The organism is Mycobacterium shunyiense, from assembly GCF_058270035.1.
In genome coordinates this window covers 134,807-149,097 of record NZ_JBZDPT010000047.1, presented here as the reverse complement: position 1 = coordinate 149,097, position 14,291 = coordinate 134,807, and the positions used below count along the sequence as shown (strand labels likewise).

At 70.1% G+C, this 14,291-nt stretch carries 10 protein-coding genes; all 10 read left to right on the top strand.

Annotated elements, in window-relative coordinates:
- The first annotated feature begins 143 nt into the window (after positions 1-143).
- Genes rsmH through murC form a run of 10 tightly spaced genes read left to right on the top strand, consistent with a single transcriptional unit; the run spans position 144 to position 14,256 of the window.
- Entirely contained in the window at positions 144-1,145 is a 1,002-nt protein-coding gene (gene rsmH, locus AC4ELS_RS27900) for a 16S rRNA (cytosine(1402)-N(4))-methyltransferase RsmH (protein ID WP_448443183.1), read from the top strand.
- Entirely contained in the window at positions 1,142-2,314 is a 1,173-nt protein-coding gene (gene ftsL, locus AC4ELS_RS27895; protein WP_498886366.1) for a cell division protein FtsL, read from the top strand. The genes rsmH and ftsL overlap by 4 nt, the downstream gene beginning before the upstream one ends.
- The gene (locus AC4ELS_RS27890) at positions 2,311-4,239 is read left to right on the top strand and encodes a peptidoglycan D,D-transpeptidase FtsI family protein (RefSeq protein ID WP_064883092.1); all 1,929 of its coding nucleotides are present in this window, start codon (positions 2,311-2,313) and stop codon (positions 4,237-4,239) included. Before ftsL ends, AC4ELS_RS27890 begins: the two co-directional genes overlap by 4 nt.
- A gap of 52 nt (positions 4,240-4,291) precedes the next feature.
- On the top strand, positions 4,292-5,833 hold the full coding sequence (locus AC4ELS_RS27885; protein ID WP_064883090.1) for a UDP-N-acetylmuramoyl-L-alanyl-D-glutamate--2,6-diaminopimelate ligase: 1,542 nt from the start codon (positions 4,292-4,294) through the stop codon (positions 5,831-5,833).
- Positions 5,830-7,371 carry a UDP-N-acetylmuramoyl-tripeptide--D-alanyl-D-alanine ligase gene (locus tag AC4ELS_RS27880; protein WP_499050228.1) on the top strand — a complete coding sequence of 514 codons (1,542 nt, stop codon included), beginning with the start codon at positions 5,830-5,832 and terminating at the stop codon, positions 7,369-7,371. Before AC4ELS_RS27885 ends, AC4ELS_RS27880 begins: the two co-directional genes overlap by 4 nt.
- Positions 7,368-8,447: a phospho-N-acetylmuramoyl-pentapeptide-transferase gene (gene mraY / locus AC4ELS_RS27875; RefSeq protein WP_448443177.1), complete on the top strand. Its 1,080-nt coding sequence runs from the start codon at positions 7,368-7,370 to the stop codon at positions 8,445-8,447. Before AC4ELS_RS27880 ends, mraY begins: the two co-directional genes overlap by 4 nt.
- A gap of 1 nt (position 8,448) precedes the next feature.
- Positions 8,449-9,939 carry a UDP-N-acetylmuramoyl-L-alanine--D-glutamate ligase gene (gene murD, locus AC4ELS_RS27870; RefSeq protein ID WP_448443175.1) on the top strand — a complete coding sequence of 497 codons (1,491 nt, stop codon included), beginning with the start codon at positions 8,449-8,451 and terminating at the stop codon, positions 9,937-9,939.
- 5 nt (positions 9,940-9,944) lie between these two features.
- Positions 9,945-11,612 (top strand): putative lipid II flippase FtsW, encoded by a 1,668-nt coding sequence (gene ftsW, locus AC4ELS_RS27865; RefSeq protein ID WP_448443173.1) that lies wholly within the window; start codon positions 9,945-9,947, stop codon positions 11,610-11,612.
- Positions 11,613-11,635: 23 nt separating this feature from the next.
- Entirely contained in the window at positions 11,636-12,799 is a 1,164-nt protein-coding gene (gene murG, locus AC4ELS_RS27860) for an undecaprenyldiphospho-muramoylpentapeptide beta-N-acetylglucosaminyltransferase (RefSeq protein ID WP_498886399.1), read from the top strand.
- A 38-nt stretch (positions 12,800-12,837) separates the two neighbouring features.
- Positions 12,838-14,256, top strand: coding sequence for a UDP-N-acetylmuramate--L-alanine ligase (gene murC, locus AC4ELS_RS27855; RefSeq protein ID WP_498886400.1), 1,419 nt, complete (start codon positions 12,838-12,840; stop codon positions 14,254-14,256).
- The last annotated feature ends 35 nt before the right edge of the window (positions 14,257-14,291 follow it).

Below are 14,291 nucleotides of genomic sequence, written 5' to 3'. Positions count from 1 at the left end.
GTCAACCGGCGGCCGGTCTGGACTTAGCCCGTGCAACGAGGCCTCTGCCCGAATTGGCCCTGGCGTACTTCCCCAACGCCAGGTCCGTGAATTCGGACAGAGACCCCGGTGCAGGGGCCATTCCGAGCGGAGGTGTTTCAGCGGTGCCAGATTCCCCAGATCAGTCCGACTCCGAGGGCCACGGTCACATTCCGGTTCTGCTCGACCGCTGCGTCGAGCTGCTGGCCCCCGCGCTCACCCGTCACCACGACGACGGCACGGGCGCTGTGCTGGTGGACGCCACGCTCGGCGCGGGCGGCCACTCCGAGCGCTTTCTCACCGACTTTCCGGGTCTGCAGGTGATCGGCCTGGACCGTGACCCCAACGCGCTCGGCATCGCCGGTGCCCGACTGGCTCCGTTCGGTGACCGGATGCGGCCCGTGCGGACCCGCTATGACGGAATCGCCGGGGCGATCGCGGATTCCGGATTCACCCAGATCGACGGCGTGCTGTTCGACCTCGGTGTGTCCTCCATGCAGCTCGATCAGACCGAACGCGGCTTCTCCTACTCGGCCGATGCGCCGCTGGACATGCGAATGGATCCCGACGCCCCGTTGACGGCCGCGGACATCCTCAACACCTACGACGCCAAGTCGATCGCACGCATTCTGCGGGACTTCGGCGAAGAGCGCTTCGCCGGCCGGATAGCCGACAAGGTCGTCAAACGCCGGGCGCAGCAACCGTTTTCGACAACCGGTGAACTGGTCGAGCTGCTCTACGAGGCGATCCCGGCGCCGGCTCGTCGTACCGGGGGGCATCCGGGAAAGCGGACATTCCAGGCGCTGCGGGTGGCGGTCAACGGCGAATTGGATTCGTTGCGCGCCGCCCTGCCTGCTGCGCTTGCCGCGCTGACCGACGGCGGACGGATCGTGGTCATGTCCTATCAGTCGCTCGAGGACCGGATCGTCAAGCAGGCGTTTGCCGCGGCCACCGCCTCGCGGACCCCTCCTGGCCTGCCCATCGAATTACCCGGCCATGAACCCGAATTCGTCACGCTGACCCGCGGCGCCGAGAAGGCCCGCCAAGTCGAGATCGATCGCAATCCGCGTAGCGCTCCGGTGCGGCTGCGGGCACTGGAGAAGGTTGGGGAAGGGGGCAACTCATGAAGGTCAAGCGACCCGAGCAGCTGCGCGAGGCAGACCGCAGGCGTCCGGTGCGTCAACCCGCGCGAGGTGGCGGGCGGCGCACCGAGCAGGCCCCGCCGCGCAAGCGTCGGCCGGGTTCCGAACAGCGGCCCGCGCGTCCGGCGTCGAGTGCCGGCCCGATTCAACGGCCGGGTACGCGTCCGGCCCGCCCCAAGAGCGCCAGCCAGGCAAAGGCCCGGGCGAAGGCTCGTAAGGCGAAGGCTCCCAAGGTTGTCCGTCCGCCACTGCGGGTCCGCCTGCGGGAGCGTCTGCTGGTCCGGCTGGCCTCGATCGAGCTGAATCCACGTGTCCTGATCTCCCGGGTCCCGTTCGTCGTGCTGGTGATCGCGGCGCTGGGTCTGGGGCTCGCGGTCACGCTGTGGCTGTCGACCGGTTCGGCTGAGCGGTCCTACCAGTTGGGTCACGCCCGCCAGGTCAATGAGGGTCTGATGCAACAGAAAGAGGCGCTGGAGCGCGATGTGCTCGAAGCGCAGGCGGCTCCGGCGCTGGCCGAATCCGCCCGCAATCTGGGCATGATCCCATCGCGCGATACCGCACACCTGGTGCAGGATGCCGCAGGCAACTGGACCGTCGTCGGCACTCCCAAGCCTGCCGAAGGCGTGCCGCCGCCCCCGTTGAACACGCCGCTGCCCGAGGAGGCCCCGCCGGCTCCGCCCGCGCCCCCGGCCCCGCGGGTCGTCGATCCGCGCGAGCTGACGGTGCGGGCGCCGCGTCCGGGTGCTCTTGGCGTACCGGGCATTCCGGTCCCTCAGGTCGATGCGCCCCATGGGGCGCCGGGTGCCGTTCCTCCGGTGCCCGGGCCGGTCCTGCCGGGACCGGCACCGGAGGTGCTGGCCGCTCCGGCGCCTGCCCCGTTGGCCGCGCCCGCGCCGGTTGACCCCGCACAGCTCGCACCGCAACCGGTCCCCGAGCCGACGCACGTGCCGGGTGTGCCGACCGCACCCGGACCGGCCGCGCCTGCACTGGCCGCGCCCGCACCTGTCGCGCCTACGCCTGTCGTGCCTGCGCCTGTCGCGCAGGCGCTGGCAGCTCCGGGCCCGGTCACCCCGGTGGAGCAGTTCAGCCCGCCGGTGGCGCCGGCGGCGCACATCCCGGCTGCTGCCGTGAACGCTCAGGCACCGGCCGCATGAGCCGCGGCCCGGGCCGCGGCGGCCAGACGCCCAAGCAGCAGCGGGCCAAGAAGGCCTCGCCTGGACCCGGGCACGAGGCGGGAGCTCGCCGCACCAGGGTTGCCGCTCCCGAAACAGGTTTGCGCAGCTCGTCTTTCGTGTTCCGGCATCGCGCAGGCAACCTGGTCATGCTGGCGGTGCTGGTGATCGCGGCGGTGCAGTTGTTCACGCTCCAGGTGCCCAGGGCGGCTGGTCTGCGTGCCGAGGCGGCCAGTCAGCTCAAGGTCACCGATGTGAACCCGGCGATGCGGGGCAGCATCGTCGACCGCAACGACGACAAGCTGGCTTTCACCATCGAGGCCAAGGCGCTGACGTTCCAGCCGGTCCGGGTCCGCAAGCAGCTCGCCGAGGCCAAGGCCAAATCCAGTGAGGCGCCGGATCCGGATCGCCGGCTCGTCGACATCGCCAAGGAGATCGCCGCCCGGCTCGACAACCGGCCCGATTTCAAGACCGTGCTCAAGAAGCTGCGGAGCAACGAGACTTTCGTCTACCTGGCCCGCGCGGTGGACCCCGCGATCGCGAGCGCGATCATGGACAAGTTCCCCGAGGTCGGTGCCGAGCGCCAGGACCTGCGCCAGTACCCGGGTGGATCGCTGGCGGCCAACATCGTCGGCGGCATCGACTGGGACGGCCACGGCCTACTGGGACTTGAGGATTCGCTCGACGCGGTGTTGGCAGGTTCCGACGGTTCGGTCACCTACGACCGCGGCTCGGACGGCGTGGTGATCCCGGGCAGCTACCGCAACCGGCACGACGCGGTGAACGGGTCCACGGTGCAGCTGACCCTCGACGACGACATCCAGTACTACGTCCAGCAGCAGGTGCAGCAGGCCAAGGACGCCTCGGGTGCCAAGAATGTCTCGGCTGTCGTGCTCGACGCGAAGTCCGGTGAGGTACTGGCGATGTCGAACGACAACACTTTCGACCCGAGCCAGGATCTGGGGCGGCAGGACAGCCGGCAGATGGGTAACCTGCCGGTCTCCTCGCCGTTCGAGCCGGGTTCGGTGAACAAGATCATCACCGCCTCGGCGGCGATCGAGTACGGTCTGGCCAACCCGGACGAGGTGCTGCAGGTGCCCGGCTCGATCGACATGGGTGGGGTCACGGTCCGCGACGCGTGGAACCACGGCGTGATGCCGTACACGATGACCGGCGTGTTCGGGAAGTCGTCGAACGTCGGCACCCTGATGCTGGCCCAGCGCGTCGGCCCGGATCGGTTCTACGACATGGTGCGCCGGTTCGGGCTCGGGCAGCGCACCGGCGTCGGCCTGCCGGGTGAGAGCTCGGGGCTGGTGCCGCCCATCGATCAGTGGTCGGGCAGTTCGTTCTCCAACCTGCCCATCGGGCAGGGTCTTTCGATGACGCTGCTGCAGATGGCGGGGATGTATCAGACCATCGCCAACGACGGGGTGCGCATCCCGCCGCGGATCATCAAGTCCACGATCGCGCCGGACGGCACCCGGACCGATGAGCCACGGCCCGAAGGGGTTCGGGTGGTGACACCGGAGACCGCCCGTACGGTGCGCAACATGTTCCGTGCCATCGTGCAGCGCGATCCGATGGGCTACCAGCAGGGCACCGGCCCGCAGGCCGCGGTCGAGGGCTATCAGATCGCGGGCAAGACCGGTACGGCGCAGCAGATCAACCCGGCGTGCGGCTGCTACTACGACGACGTCTACTGGATCACCTTCGCCGGCATGGCGCCCGCGGACGATCCTCGCTACGTCGTCGGCATCATGATGGACGCCCCGCACCGCGCCGCGGACGGCTCACCGGGATCCTCGGCGGCGCCGCTGTTCCACAACATCGCCTCGTGGCTGCTGCAGCGTCACAACGTCCCGTTGTCGGCCGATCCGGGGCCGCGGTTGACGCTGCAGGCGACCTGACCGCGATAGTCGTGGGTGGTGCGGTCGGCGGACCGCAGATGGGTACTGTGGCATGGCCATGAAGCTGCGTCCCAGCCGTCCCGCCGGCCAATACCTCGTGCCGCTCGCCGAACAGGTCCAAGCGGCATCCGCCACCGGAAATCCGTTGCCCGAACTTCGGGTGACGGGAGTGACCCTGCGCGGCCAGGACGCCCGGCCCGGGGACCTGTTCGCGGCGCTGCCGGGCTCGGCGGTGCACGGTGCGCGCTATGCGGCCGACGCGGTTGCCGCCGGCGCGGTGGCGGTGCTCACCGACGCCGCCGGGGCCGCCGAACTGAACGCGCTCGAGGTCCCGATCCTGGTGCATCCCGACCCTCGTTCGGTGCTCGGCGAGGTGGCCGCCGAGGTGTACGGACGTCCGTCGGAGCGGCTGACCGTCATCGGGGTGACCGGCACCTCGGGCAAGACCACCACGACGTATCTGGCCGAGGCCGGTCTGCGGGCCGCCGGGCGGGTGGCCGGGCTGATCGGCACGGTGGGGGTGCGCATCGCCGGCCGCGATCTACCGAGCGCGCTGACCACGCCCGAGGCGCCGGATCTGCAGGCGCTGCTGGCGCTGATGGTCGAAAGCGGTGTCGACACCGTGGTGATGGAGGTGTCGAGCCATGCGCTGACGCTGGGCCGCGTCGACGGAATCGTCTTCGCGCTCGGCGGGTTCACCAATCTGTCGCGCGACCACCTGGATTTCCATCCGACGATGCAGGACTACTTCGAGGCCAAGGCCGGCCTGTTCGACCCCGAGTCGCCCAACCATGCCCGCGCGGCGGTCGTGTGCGTCGACGACGATGCGGGTGTGGCGATGGCCCGTCGGGCCGAGAAGGTGACGACGGTGAGTGCCGCAGGCGCGGCTGCAGACTGGCAGGTGCGCGATGTCTCGGCGGTCGGCGTCGGGTCTCAGGAGTTCACCCTCGTCGACCCGGCCGGGGTGGCCCACCGGATGCGGATCGGGCTGACCGGTGCCTACAACATCGCCAATGCGGCTCTGGCGGTCGCGCTGCTGGACGGGGCCGGCGTGACACCCGAGCAGGCGGAGCCGGGGCTGCGTGCGGCGACCGTGCCGGGGCGGCTGCAGCCGATCGACCGCGGACAGGAGTTCCTGGCGCTGGTCGACTACGCGCACAAGCCTGGTGCGCTGCAGGCGGTGCTGGAGACGCTGCGGGCGTCGGGTCCGGGCCGCATCGGGGTGGTGTTCGGGGCCGGCGGCAATCGGGATACGGGCAAGCGTGCGCCGATGGGACGAGTGGCGGCCGAACTGGCCGACCTCGTCGTCGTCACCGATGACAATCCGCGCGACGAGGACCCCGCGCTGATCCGGGCTGCGATCATGGCCGGCGCCGCCGAGGCGCAGACGTATGCGGAGGTCGTGGAGGTCGCCGACCGGCGAGCGGCGATCGAGCGTGCGGTGGCCTGGGCCGGGCCCGGCGACACGGTGCTGATCGCCGGTAAGGGCCACGAGAGCGGCCAGACCGGAGGCGGCCACACCAGGCCGTTCGACGATCGTGACGAGTTGGCGGCGGCGTTGGAGGCACTGAAGGAAGGGGAGTCGGGCACGTGATCGAGATGACTGTCGCCAGGATCGCCGAGATCGTCGGCGGTGAGTTGGCCGACATCACCGCCGAAGAGGCGGCCGCCACCGCGGTCACCGGCACCGTCGAATTCGACTCCCGCGCGATGGCTCCCGGCGGCTTGTTCCTGGCCCTGCCCGGTGCCCGCTCCGACGGCCATGACTTCGCGGCGACGGCGGTGGCGGCCGGGGCCGTGGCGGTGCTGGCCGCGCGCCCCGTCGGGGTGCCCGCCATCATCGTCAAGCCCGAGCCTGGGGCAGCCGACGCCGCGTCTGGCGCTTTGGAATTCGACACCGACGGCTCCGGCGCGGCGGTGCTGGCCGCCCTGGCCAAACTTGCGGCGGCGGTGGCGGCCGAGCTCGTCGCCGGTGGGCTGACGATCATCGGGGTCACAGGATCCTCGGGCAAGACCTCGACCAAGGATCTGCTGGCCGCGGTGTTGGACCCGCTGGGGCAGGTCATCGCGCCGCCGGGCTCGTTCAACAACGAACTGGGCCATCCCTGGACGGTGTTGCGCGCCACGCCCGAGACCGATTACCTGATCCTGGAGATGTCGGCCCGGCATCCTGGCAACATCGCCGCCCTGGCTGCGATCGCCCCGCCGCAGATCGCGGTGGTGCTCAACGTCGGCACCGCCCACCTCGGCGAGTTCGGTTCGCGCGAGGCCATCGCCAACACGAAAGCCGAGTTGCCGCAAGCTGTTCCGGCCTCGGGCGTGGTGATCCTCAACGTCGACGACACCGCGGTGGCGGCCATGGCCGGCAAGACCGCGGCCCGTGTGGTGCGGGTCTCGCGTGTGCCCGGTTCCGAGGTCGACGTGTGGGCCGGTCCGGTCGCCCTCGATGGTCTGGCGCGCCCGCGGTTCACGCTGCACGCCGGCGGCGGGCAAGTCGAGGTGGCGCTCGCGGTGCACGGCGATCACCAGGTCGGCAACGCGTTGTGCGCGGCCGCGGTCGCGCTGCAGTGTGGGGCCGGTCTGGAACAGGTGGCCACGGCGCTGGCGGGCGCCGGCCCCGTCTCGCGCAACCGGATGCAGGTCGGTACCCGCGCCGACGGTGTGACGGTGATCAACGACGCCTACAACGCCAATCCGGATTCGATGCGCGCCGGCCTGAAGGCGCTGGCCTGGATGGCCCGGCAGGGCCCCGGTGACCACGCGGGTGAATCCGAGGCTGACCTGCACGGAAAGCGCCGCAGCTGGGCGGTGCTCGGTGAGATGGCCGAACTCGGTGACGACGCGATAACCGAGCACGACGCCATCGGACGGTTCGCGGTGCGCTTAGATGTGTCTCGGTTAATCGTCGTCGGAACCGGGAGGACTATGAACGCCATGCACCACGGCGCGGTGATGGAGGGTTCGTGGGGATCTGAGTCCACGATGGTCGACGACGCCGATGCTGCGCTGGCCTTGCTGCAGGCTGAGCTGCAGCCCGGGGATGTGGTGCTGGTGAAGGCATCCAACTCGGTGGGGCTGGGTGCGCTGGCCGACGCGCTGGTCGCGGCAGAAGTGGGGAATGCCGACCGATGAAGCTCATCCTGATCGCCGTCGGTATCGCCCTGACGGTTTCGATCCTGCTCACCCCGGCACTGATCCGGCTGTTCACCAAGCGTGGGCTGGGACATGAGATCCGTGAGGACGGCCCGGCCAGCCACGCCAAGAAGCGCGGGACGCCGTCGATGGGCGGCGTGGCGATCGTGGCCGGCATCTGGGCGGGCTACCTGGGCACCCATCTGGTCGGGGTGGCCCTGGGCGGTGACGGTCCGTCGGCCTCGGGGCTGTTGGTGCTGGGGCTGGCCACGATGCTCGGCCTCGTCGGCTTCGTCGACGACCTGATCAAGCTGCGGCGCTCGCGCAACCTGGGCCTGAACAAGACCGCGAAGACCGTCGGCCAGCTGACCGCCGCGGTGCTGTTCGGCGTGCTGGCCCTGCAGTTCCGCAACGGTGACGGCCTGACTCCGGGCAGCCCTGAGCTGTCCTATGTTCGCGAGATCGCCACGGTGACGCTGGCGGGCTGGGTGTTCGTGTTGTTCTGCGTCGTGATCGTCAGCGCCTGGTCCAACGCGGTGAACTTCACCGACGGCCTGGACGGGTTGGCGGCAGGCGCGATGGCGATGGTGACCGCGGCCTACGTCCTGATCACGTTCTGGCAGTACCGCAATGCCTGCGCCACGGCGCCCGGTCTGGGCTGCTACAACGTGCGCGACCCGCTGGACCTGGCGATCGTCGCGGCGGCGACCGCGGGCGCCTGTATCGGCTTCCTGTGGTGGAACGCCGCACCGGCCAAGATCTTCATGGGCGACACCGGCTCGCTGGCACTGGGCGGCATCATCGCCGGGCTGTCGGTGACCAGCCGCACCGAGATCCTCGCGGTCGTGCTGGGTGCGCTGTTCGTGGCCGAGGTGACCTCGGTGGTGGTGCAGATCTTGGCGTTCCGCACGACGGGCCGCCGCGTGTTCCGGATGGCACCGTTCCACCACCATTTCGAGTTGGTGGGCTGGGCGGAGACCACGGTCATCATCCGGTTCTGGCTGCTGACGGCGATCGCCTGTGGTCTGGGTGTGGCCCTGTTCTACAGCGAGTGGCTCACCGCTGTCGGGGCCTGACGTGGCCGGCCCATCCGGCGGGCGCGGCGGTGACGACGATCTGTCGCTGCTGACCCCGGGTGCCCCGGTGCTGGTGACCGGTGCGGGGGTGACCGGACGTGCCGTCCTGGCGGCGTTGGCGCCGCTGAACGTGGCCGCGACGCTGTGTGACGACAACGCCGAGGCGCTGCGTGTTCTCGCGGAGCAGGGCACCGCCGTGATCGATCCGGCCGGGGCCATCGCGTCCATCTCCGACTACGCGCTGGTGGTGACCAGCCCGGGATTCCCGCCCACGGCTCCCGTGCCGGCTGCTGCCGCCGAGGCCGGGGTACCGATCTGGGGCGACGTGGAGCTGGCCTGGCGGTTGGACGCTGCGGGGCACTACGGTCCGCCGCGGCGTTGGTTGGTGGTCACCGGTACCAATGGCAAGACCACCACGACCTCGATGCTGCACGAGATGCTGCTTGCCGATGGGCGCCGAAGCCTGTTGTGCGGCAACATCGGTGACCCGGTCCTGGCTGTGCTGGACCAGCCGGCGGAGTTGCTGGCGGTCGAGCTGTCCAGTTTTCAGTTGCACTGGGCACCCTCGCTGCGCCCGGACGCCGGTGTGGTGCTCAACGTGGCCGAGGATCACCTGGACTGGCACGGTTCGATGGCCGGCTATGCCGCCGACAAGGCCAGGGCACTGGCCGGGCGGGTGGCCGTGGTGGGTCTCGACGACCCGGTGGCCGCCGGTCTGCTGCCGTCCGCCGGGGCGCCCGTTCGGGTCGGGTTCCGGCTGGGCGAACCGGCCGCCGGTGAGCTCGGGGTCCGGGACGGCAAGCTCGTCGACCGTGCGTTCGGCGACGACGTCGAGTTGGCTGATGCCGCGACGATCAGGGTGGCGGGTCCGGTCGGTGTGCTCGATGCGCTGGCCGCCGCGGCCCTGGCGCGTGCCGTCGAGGTGGCGCCGGCTTCGATTGCCACCGCGTTGGCGTCGTTCCAGGTTGGCAGGCATCGTGCCGAGCTGGTCGGGGAGGCCGACGGGGTGCGCTACGTCGACGATTCCAAGGCCACCAACCCACATGCCGCGCAGGCCTCGATCACCGCGTTCGATCGGGTGGTGTGGATCGCCGGGGGCTTGCTGAAGGGCGCTTCGGTCGACGATTTGGTGCGTCACGTGGCGAATCGCCTGGTTGCTGTGGTGCTGATCGGGCGGGATCGGCAAATGGTTGCCGATGCGTTATCGCGACACGCCCCGGATGTCCCCGTCGTCGAGGTTGTGGCGGGGGAGGATTCTGGGGTGCTTGAGACAAATGAGTCTATTGGTGATCATGTGACTCGTGTGATCGACGTCGGGGACCGTCCGGTCTCCGATGCGGTCATGGCGGCGGTCGTGGATGCCGCCCGCGGGTTGGCCGGCGCGGGTGACACCGTGTTGCTGGCCCCGGCAGGCGCGTCCTTCGATCAGTTCAGCGGCTACGGCCAGCGTGGCGATGCATTCGCCGGCGCCGTCCGCGCCGCGATCGGGTAGGCGCGGTGGCCGGCATCCTGGCCCGGCTGCGCCGCCGTGACGGTGCCGCAGCCGGCGAAACCGCCGATTCAGCCGCCGGAACTTCCGAGGCTGCACCCAGCTCGAACGCCGCGGCCGGATCGTCGGCGGCCCCGCGGACCCGCTTCGGCGCCTGGCTGGGCCGTCCGATGACCTCGTTCCATCTGATCATCGCGGTCACCGCTCTGCTCACGACGCTCGGCCTGATCATGGTGCTCTCGGCGTCGGGCGTGTATTCCTATGACTTCGACGGGTCGCCCTGGGCGGTGTTCGGCCGCCAGGTCATGTGGACGGGCGTCGGGCTGATCGCGTTCTACATCGCCCTGCGGATGCCGGTCCGCACCCTGCGCCGGATAGCTTTCCCCGGTTTCGCCTTCACGATCCTGCTGCTGATCCTCGTGCTCATCCCAGGAATCGGCAAGGTGGCCAACGGTTCTCGCGGCTGGTTCGTGGTCGCCGGGTTCTCGATGCAGCCGTCGGAGCTGGCCAAGATCGCCTTCGCCATCTGGGGCGCGCACCTGCTGGCGGCGCGGCGCATGGAGCGGGCCTCGCTGCGCGAGATGCTGATCCCGCTGGTGCCTGCCGCGGTGATCGCGCTGGCACTGATCGTCGCCCAGCCCGACCTCGGGCAGACCGTCTCGCTGAGCATCATCCTGCTCGGTCTGCTGTGGTACGCCGGTCTGCCGCTGCGGGTGTTCCTGTCCTCGCTGCTTGCCGCGGTCGTGGCCGCCGCGGTGCTGGCAGTCTCCGCGGGTTACCGGTCCGACCGGGTGCAGTCCTGGCTCGACCCGGCAGCCGACGGTCAGGGCATCGGTTATCAGTCCCGCCAGGCCCGGTTCGCCCTGGCCAACGGAGGCATCTTCGGTGACGGCCTCGGCCAAGGCACGGCGAAGTGGAACTACCTGCCCAACGCCCACAACGACTTCATCTTCGCCATCATCGGCGAGGAGTTGGGATTCGTCGGCGCGCTGGGTCTGCTGGCCCTGTTCGGTCTGTTCGCCTACACCGGGATGCGCATCGCCCGCCGTTCGGCCGATCCGTTCCTGCGCCTGCTGACGGCCACCACCACGCTGTGGGTGGTCGGTCAGATGTTCATCAACGTCGGCTATGTGGTGGGCCTGCTGCCGGTCACCGGGCTGCAGCTGCCACTGATATCGGCCGGTGGATCATCGCAAGCCACAACACTTCTGATGATGGGTCTGGTCACCAATGCGGCCCGGCACGAGCCGGAGGCCGTGGCCGCGCTGCGGGCCGGCCGCGATGACCGGGTGACCCGGCTGTTGCGGCTGCCGTTGCCCGAGCCCTATATCCCCACCCGCCTTGAGGTCGCCCGCAACCGGCTGCACGATCGTCGGAAGTCGCCCTCACGCGGTGCGGGCAAGCCGGCAGGCAAGGCCGGCGCCAAGCCCGCAGGTAAGGCGGGTGCCAAGACTGCCGGCAAGCAGGCGGGCAAGCAGACCCGGGCCCGACAAGCGGACGCCAGACAAGCGGTGCCACGTCGCACGCCGCGCAGCGGGGACCGGCCGGTGCGCCGTTCCGGGCGCGCTGCTGGTCAGCAGCCGGCGGGGGGCGGTAAGTCCTCGGTCCGATATCCTGCAGGCCAGCGGAAACAGGGTCATCGGGCCCGGACTTTGGAAGGTCAGCGTTACGGGTGAGTGAGGGTAAGACGGGCCGGCGGATATCTGGTCCTGGGGGCCACGAGCGAAGCGACCGGGGGATATCTGTCGTTCTGGCCGGTGGTGGCACGGCAGGTCACGTCGAACCGGCGATGGCGGTGGCGGATGCGCTGCGGGAACTCGATCCGCAGGTCCGGATCACGGCCCTCGGAACCGCCCGCGGTCTGGAAACCCGGCTGGTGCCGCAGCGCGGCTACGACCTCGAGCTGATCACCCCGGTGCCGCTGCCGCGCAAGCCGTCAGGAGATCTGGTGCGGTTGCCGCTGCGCGTGCGGACCGCGATCCGTCAGACCCGTTCGGTATTGGCCGGCGTGGAGGCCGATGTGGTGATCGGGTTCGGTGGCTATGTCGCGCTGCCGGCCTACCTCGCGGCTCGCGGTGGCTTCGGTGTGCACGGGCGTCGGCGCGCGGTTCCGGTGGTGGTCCACGAGGCCAATGCCAGTGCCGGCCTGGCCAACCGGGTCGGCGCAGTGTCGGCCCGCCGGGTGCTCTCGGCGGTGCCGGAACCTGGGCTGCGCAAGGTCGAGGTGGTGGGCGTGCCGGTGCGCGCGTCGATCACGTCACTGGACCGCGCCGCGCTACGCGCCGAGGCCAGGGCGTTCTTCGGTTTCGCGCCGGATGCCAAGGTGCTGTTGGTGTTCGGTGGTTCGCAGGGCGCGCAGTCGCTCAACCGCGCGGTGTCCGCGGCTGCCGAAGCTCTTGGTGCTGCCGGTGTTTCGGTACTGCATGCGCATGGGCCGAAGAACACCCTCGAGCTGCCGCCGGCTGCGGCGGGGGCACCACCGTACGTCGCGGTGCCTTATCTGGACCGGATGGACCTGGCCTATGCCGCAGCCGATCTGGCGATCTGCCGGTCGGGGGCGATGACGGTTGCCGAGGTGACCGCAGTGGGCCTGCCCGCGGTGTACGTCCCGTTGCCGATCGGTAACGGCGAGCAGCGGCTCAATGCCCTGCCGGTGGTTTCGGCCGGTGGCGGCATCGTCGTCGACGATGCCCAGCTCGACGGGGGATTCGTGGCGGATACGGTCGCCGGCCTGATGACCGACGACGCCCGGTTGGCCTCGATGACGGCCGCCGCCTCGTTGTCGGGCCACCCCGACGCCGCGCGGCGGGTGGCGCAGGTCGCCCTCGATGTCGCCCGCGACCGACGAAAGAGGCTGCAGTGAACGCTAATTCACTTCCGGCTGAACTGCAGCGAGTGCACATGGTCGGGATCGGGGGCGCCGGGATGTCGGGCGTGGCCCGGATTCTGCTGGACCGCGGTGGCCAGGTGTCCGGATCGGACGCCAAGGAGTCACGCGGTGTCGTGGCCCTGCGGGCCCGCGGCGCCGAGGTCAGGATCGGTCACGACGCGTCGTCGCTGGACCTGTTGCCCGGTGGGCCGACCGCGGTGGTGACCACCCACGCCGCGATCCCCAAGACCAATCCGGAACTGGTCGAGGCCAGGCGCCGCGGAATCCCGGTCATCCTGCGTCCGGTGGTGCTGGCCAAGCTGATGGCCGGCTACACCACGCTCATGGTGACGGGCACCCACGGCAAGACCACCACCACCTCGATGCTCATCGTGGCGTTGCAGCACAGCGGTTTCGACCCGTCGTTCGCGGTGGGCGGGGAACTGGGCGAGGCGGGCACCAACGCCCATCACGGCAGCGGGAAGTGCTTTGTCGCCGAGGCCGACGAGAGTGACGGCTCACTGCTCGAGTACACCCCGAATGTCGCGGTGGTCACCAACATCGAAGCCGACCACCTGGATTTCTTCGGTAGCGAGCAGGCCTACACCGCGGTGTTCTCCGCATTCGTCGACCGCATCGCGCCGGGTGGCGCGCTCGTGGTGTGCACCGATGACCCGGGGGCGGCTGCGCTCGCCGAACACACCGACTCGCTGGGCATCCGGGTGCTGCGGTACGGCAGCACGCCCGCCGGTGATCTGGCCGGCACCCTGCTGAGCTGGGAACAGCAGGGGACCGGGGCGGTCGCCCACATCCAACTCGCCGGTGAGCCGCATCCGCGCGCGATCCGGCTCGCGGTGCCCGGCCGGCACATGGCGCTCAACGCACTCGCTGCGCTGCTGGCTGCCATCGAGGTGGGTGCGCCGGCCGAGGCCGTGCTCGACGGACTGGCCGGATTCGAGGGGGTGCGACGGCGTTTCGAGCTGGTCGGGTCACTGGGTGGTGTCCGGGTCTTCGACGACTATGCGCACCATCCCACCGAGGTCCGGGCCACTCTCGAGGCCGCCCGCACGGTCGTGGATCAGACCGGTGGCCGGGTCATCGTCGCGTTCCAACCGCACTTGTACTCACGCACAGCGACTTTCGCGACCCAGTTCGGGTCGGCCCTCAGCGCTGCCGACGAGGTCTTCGTGCTCGACGTGTACGGCGCGCGGGAGCAGCCGCTGCCCGGTATCAGCGGCGCCACGGTCGCCGAGCATGTCAGCGCGCCGGTCACCTATGTTCCCGACTTCTCGGCGGTCGCCGCGGCGGTCGCCGCCGCAGCCCAGGCGGGTGACGTGGTGCTCACCATGGGGGCCGGTGACGTGACCATGCTGGGCAAGGAAATCGTGACCGAGCTCGGGATCAAGGCAAATCGCAGCGCGCCGGGCCGATCCTCGACGGAATCGCCGTGACCGAAACGGGTCCCGGCGGTCCCGACGAGGCGACC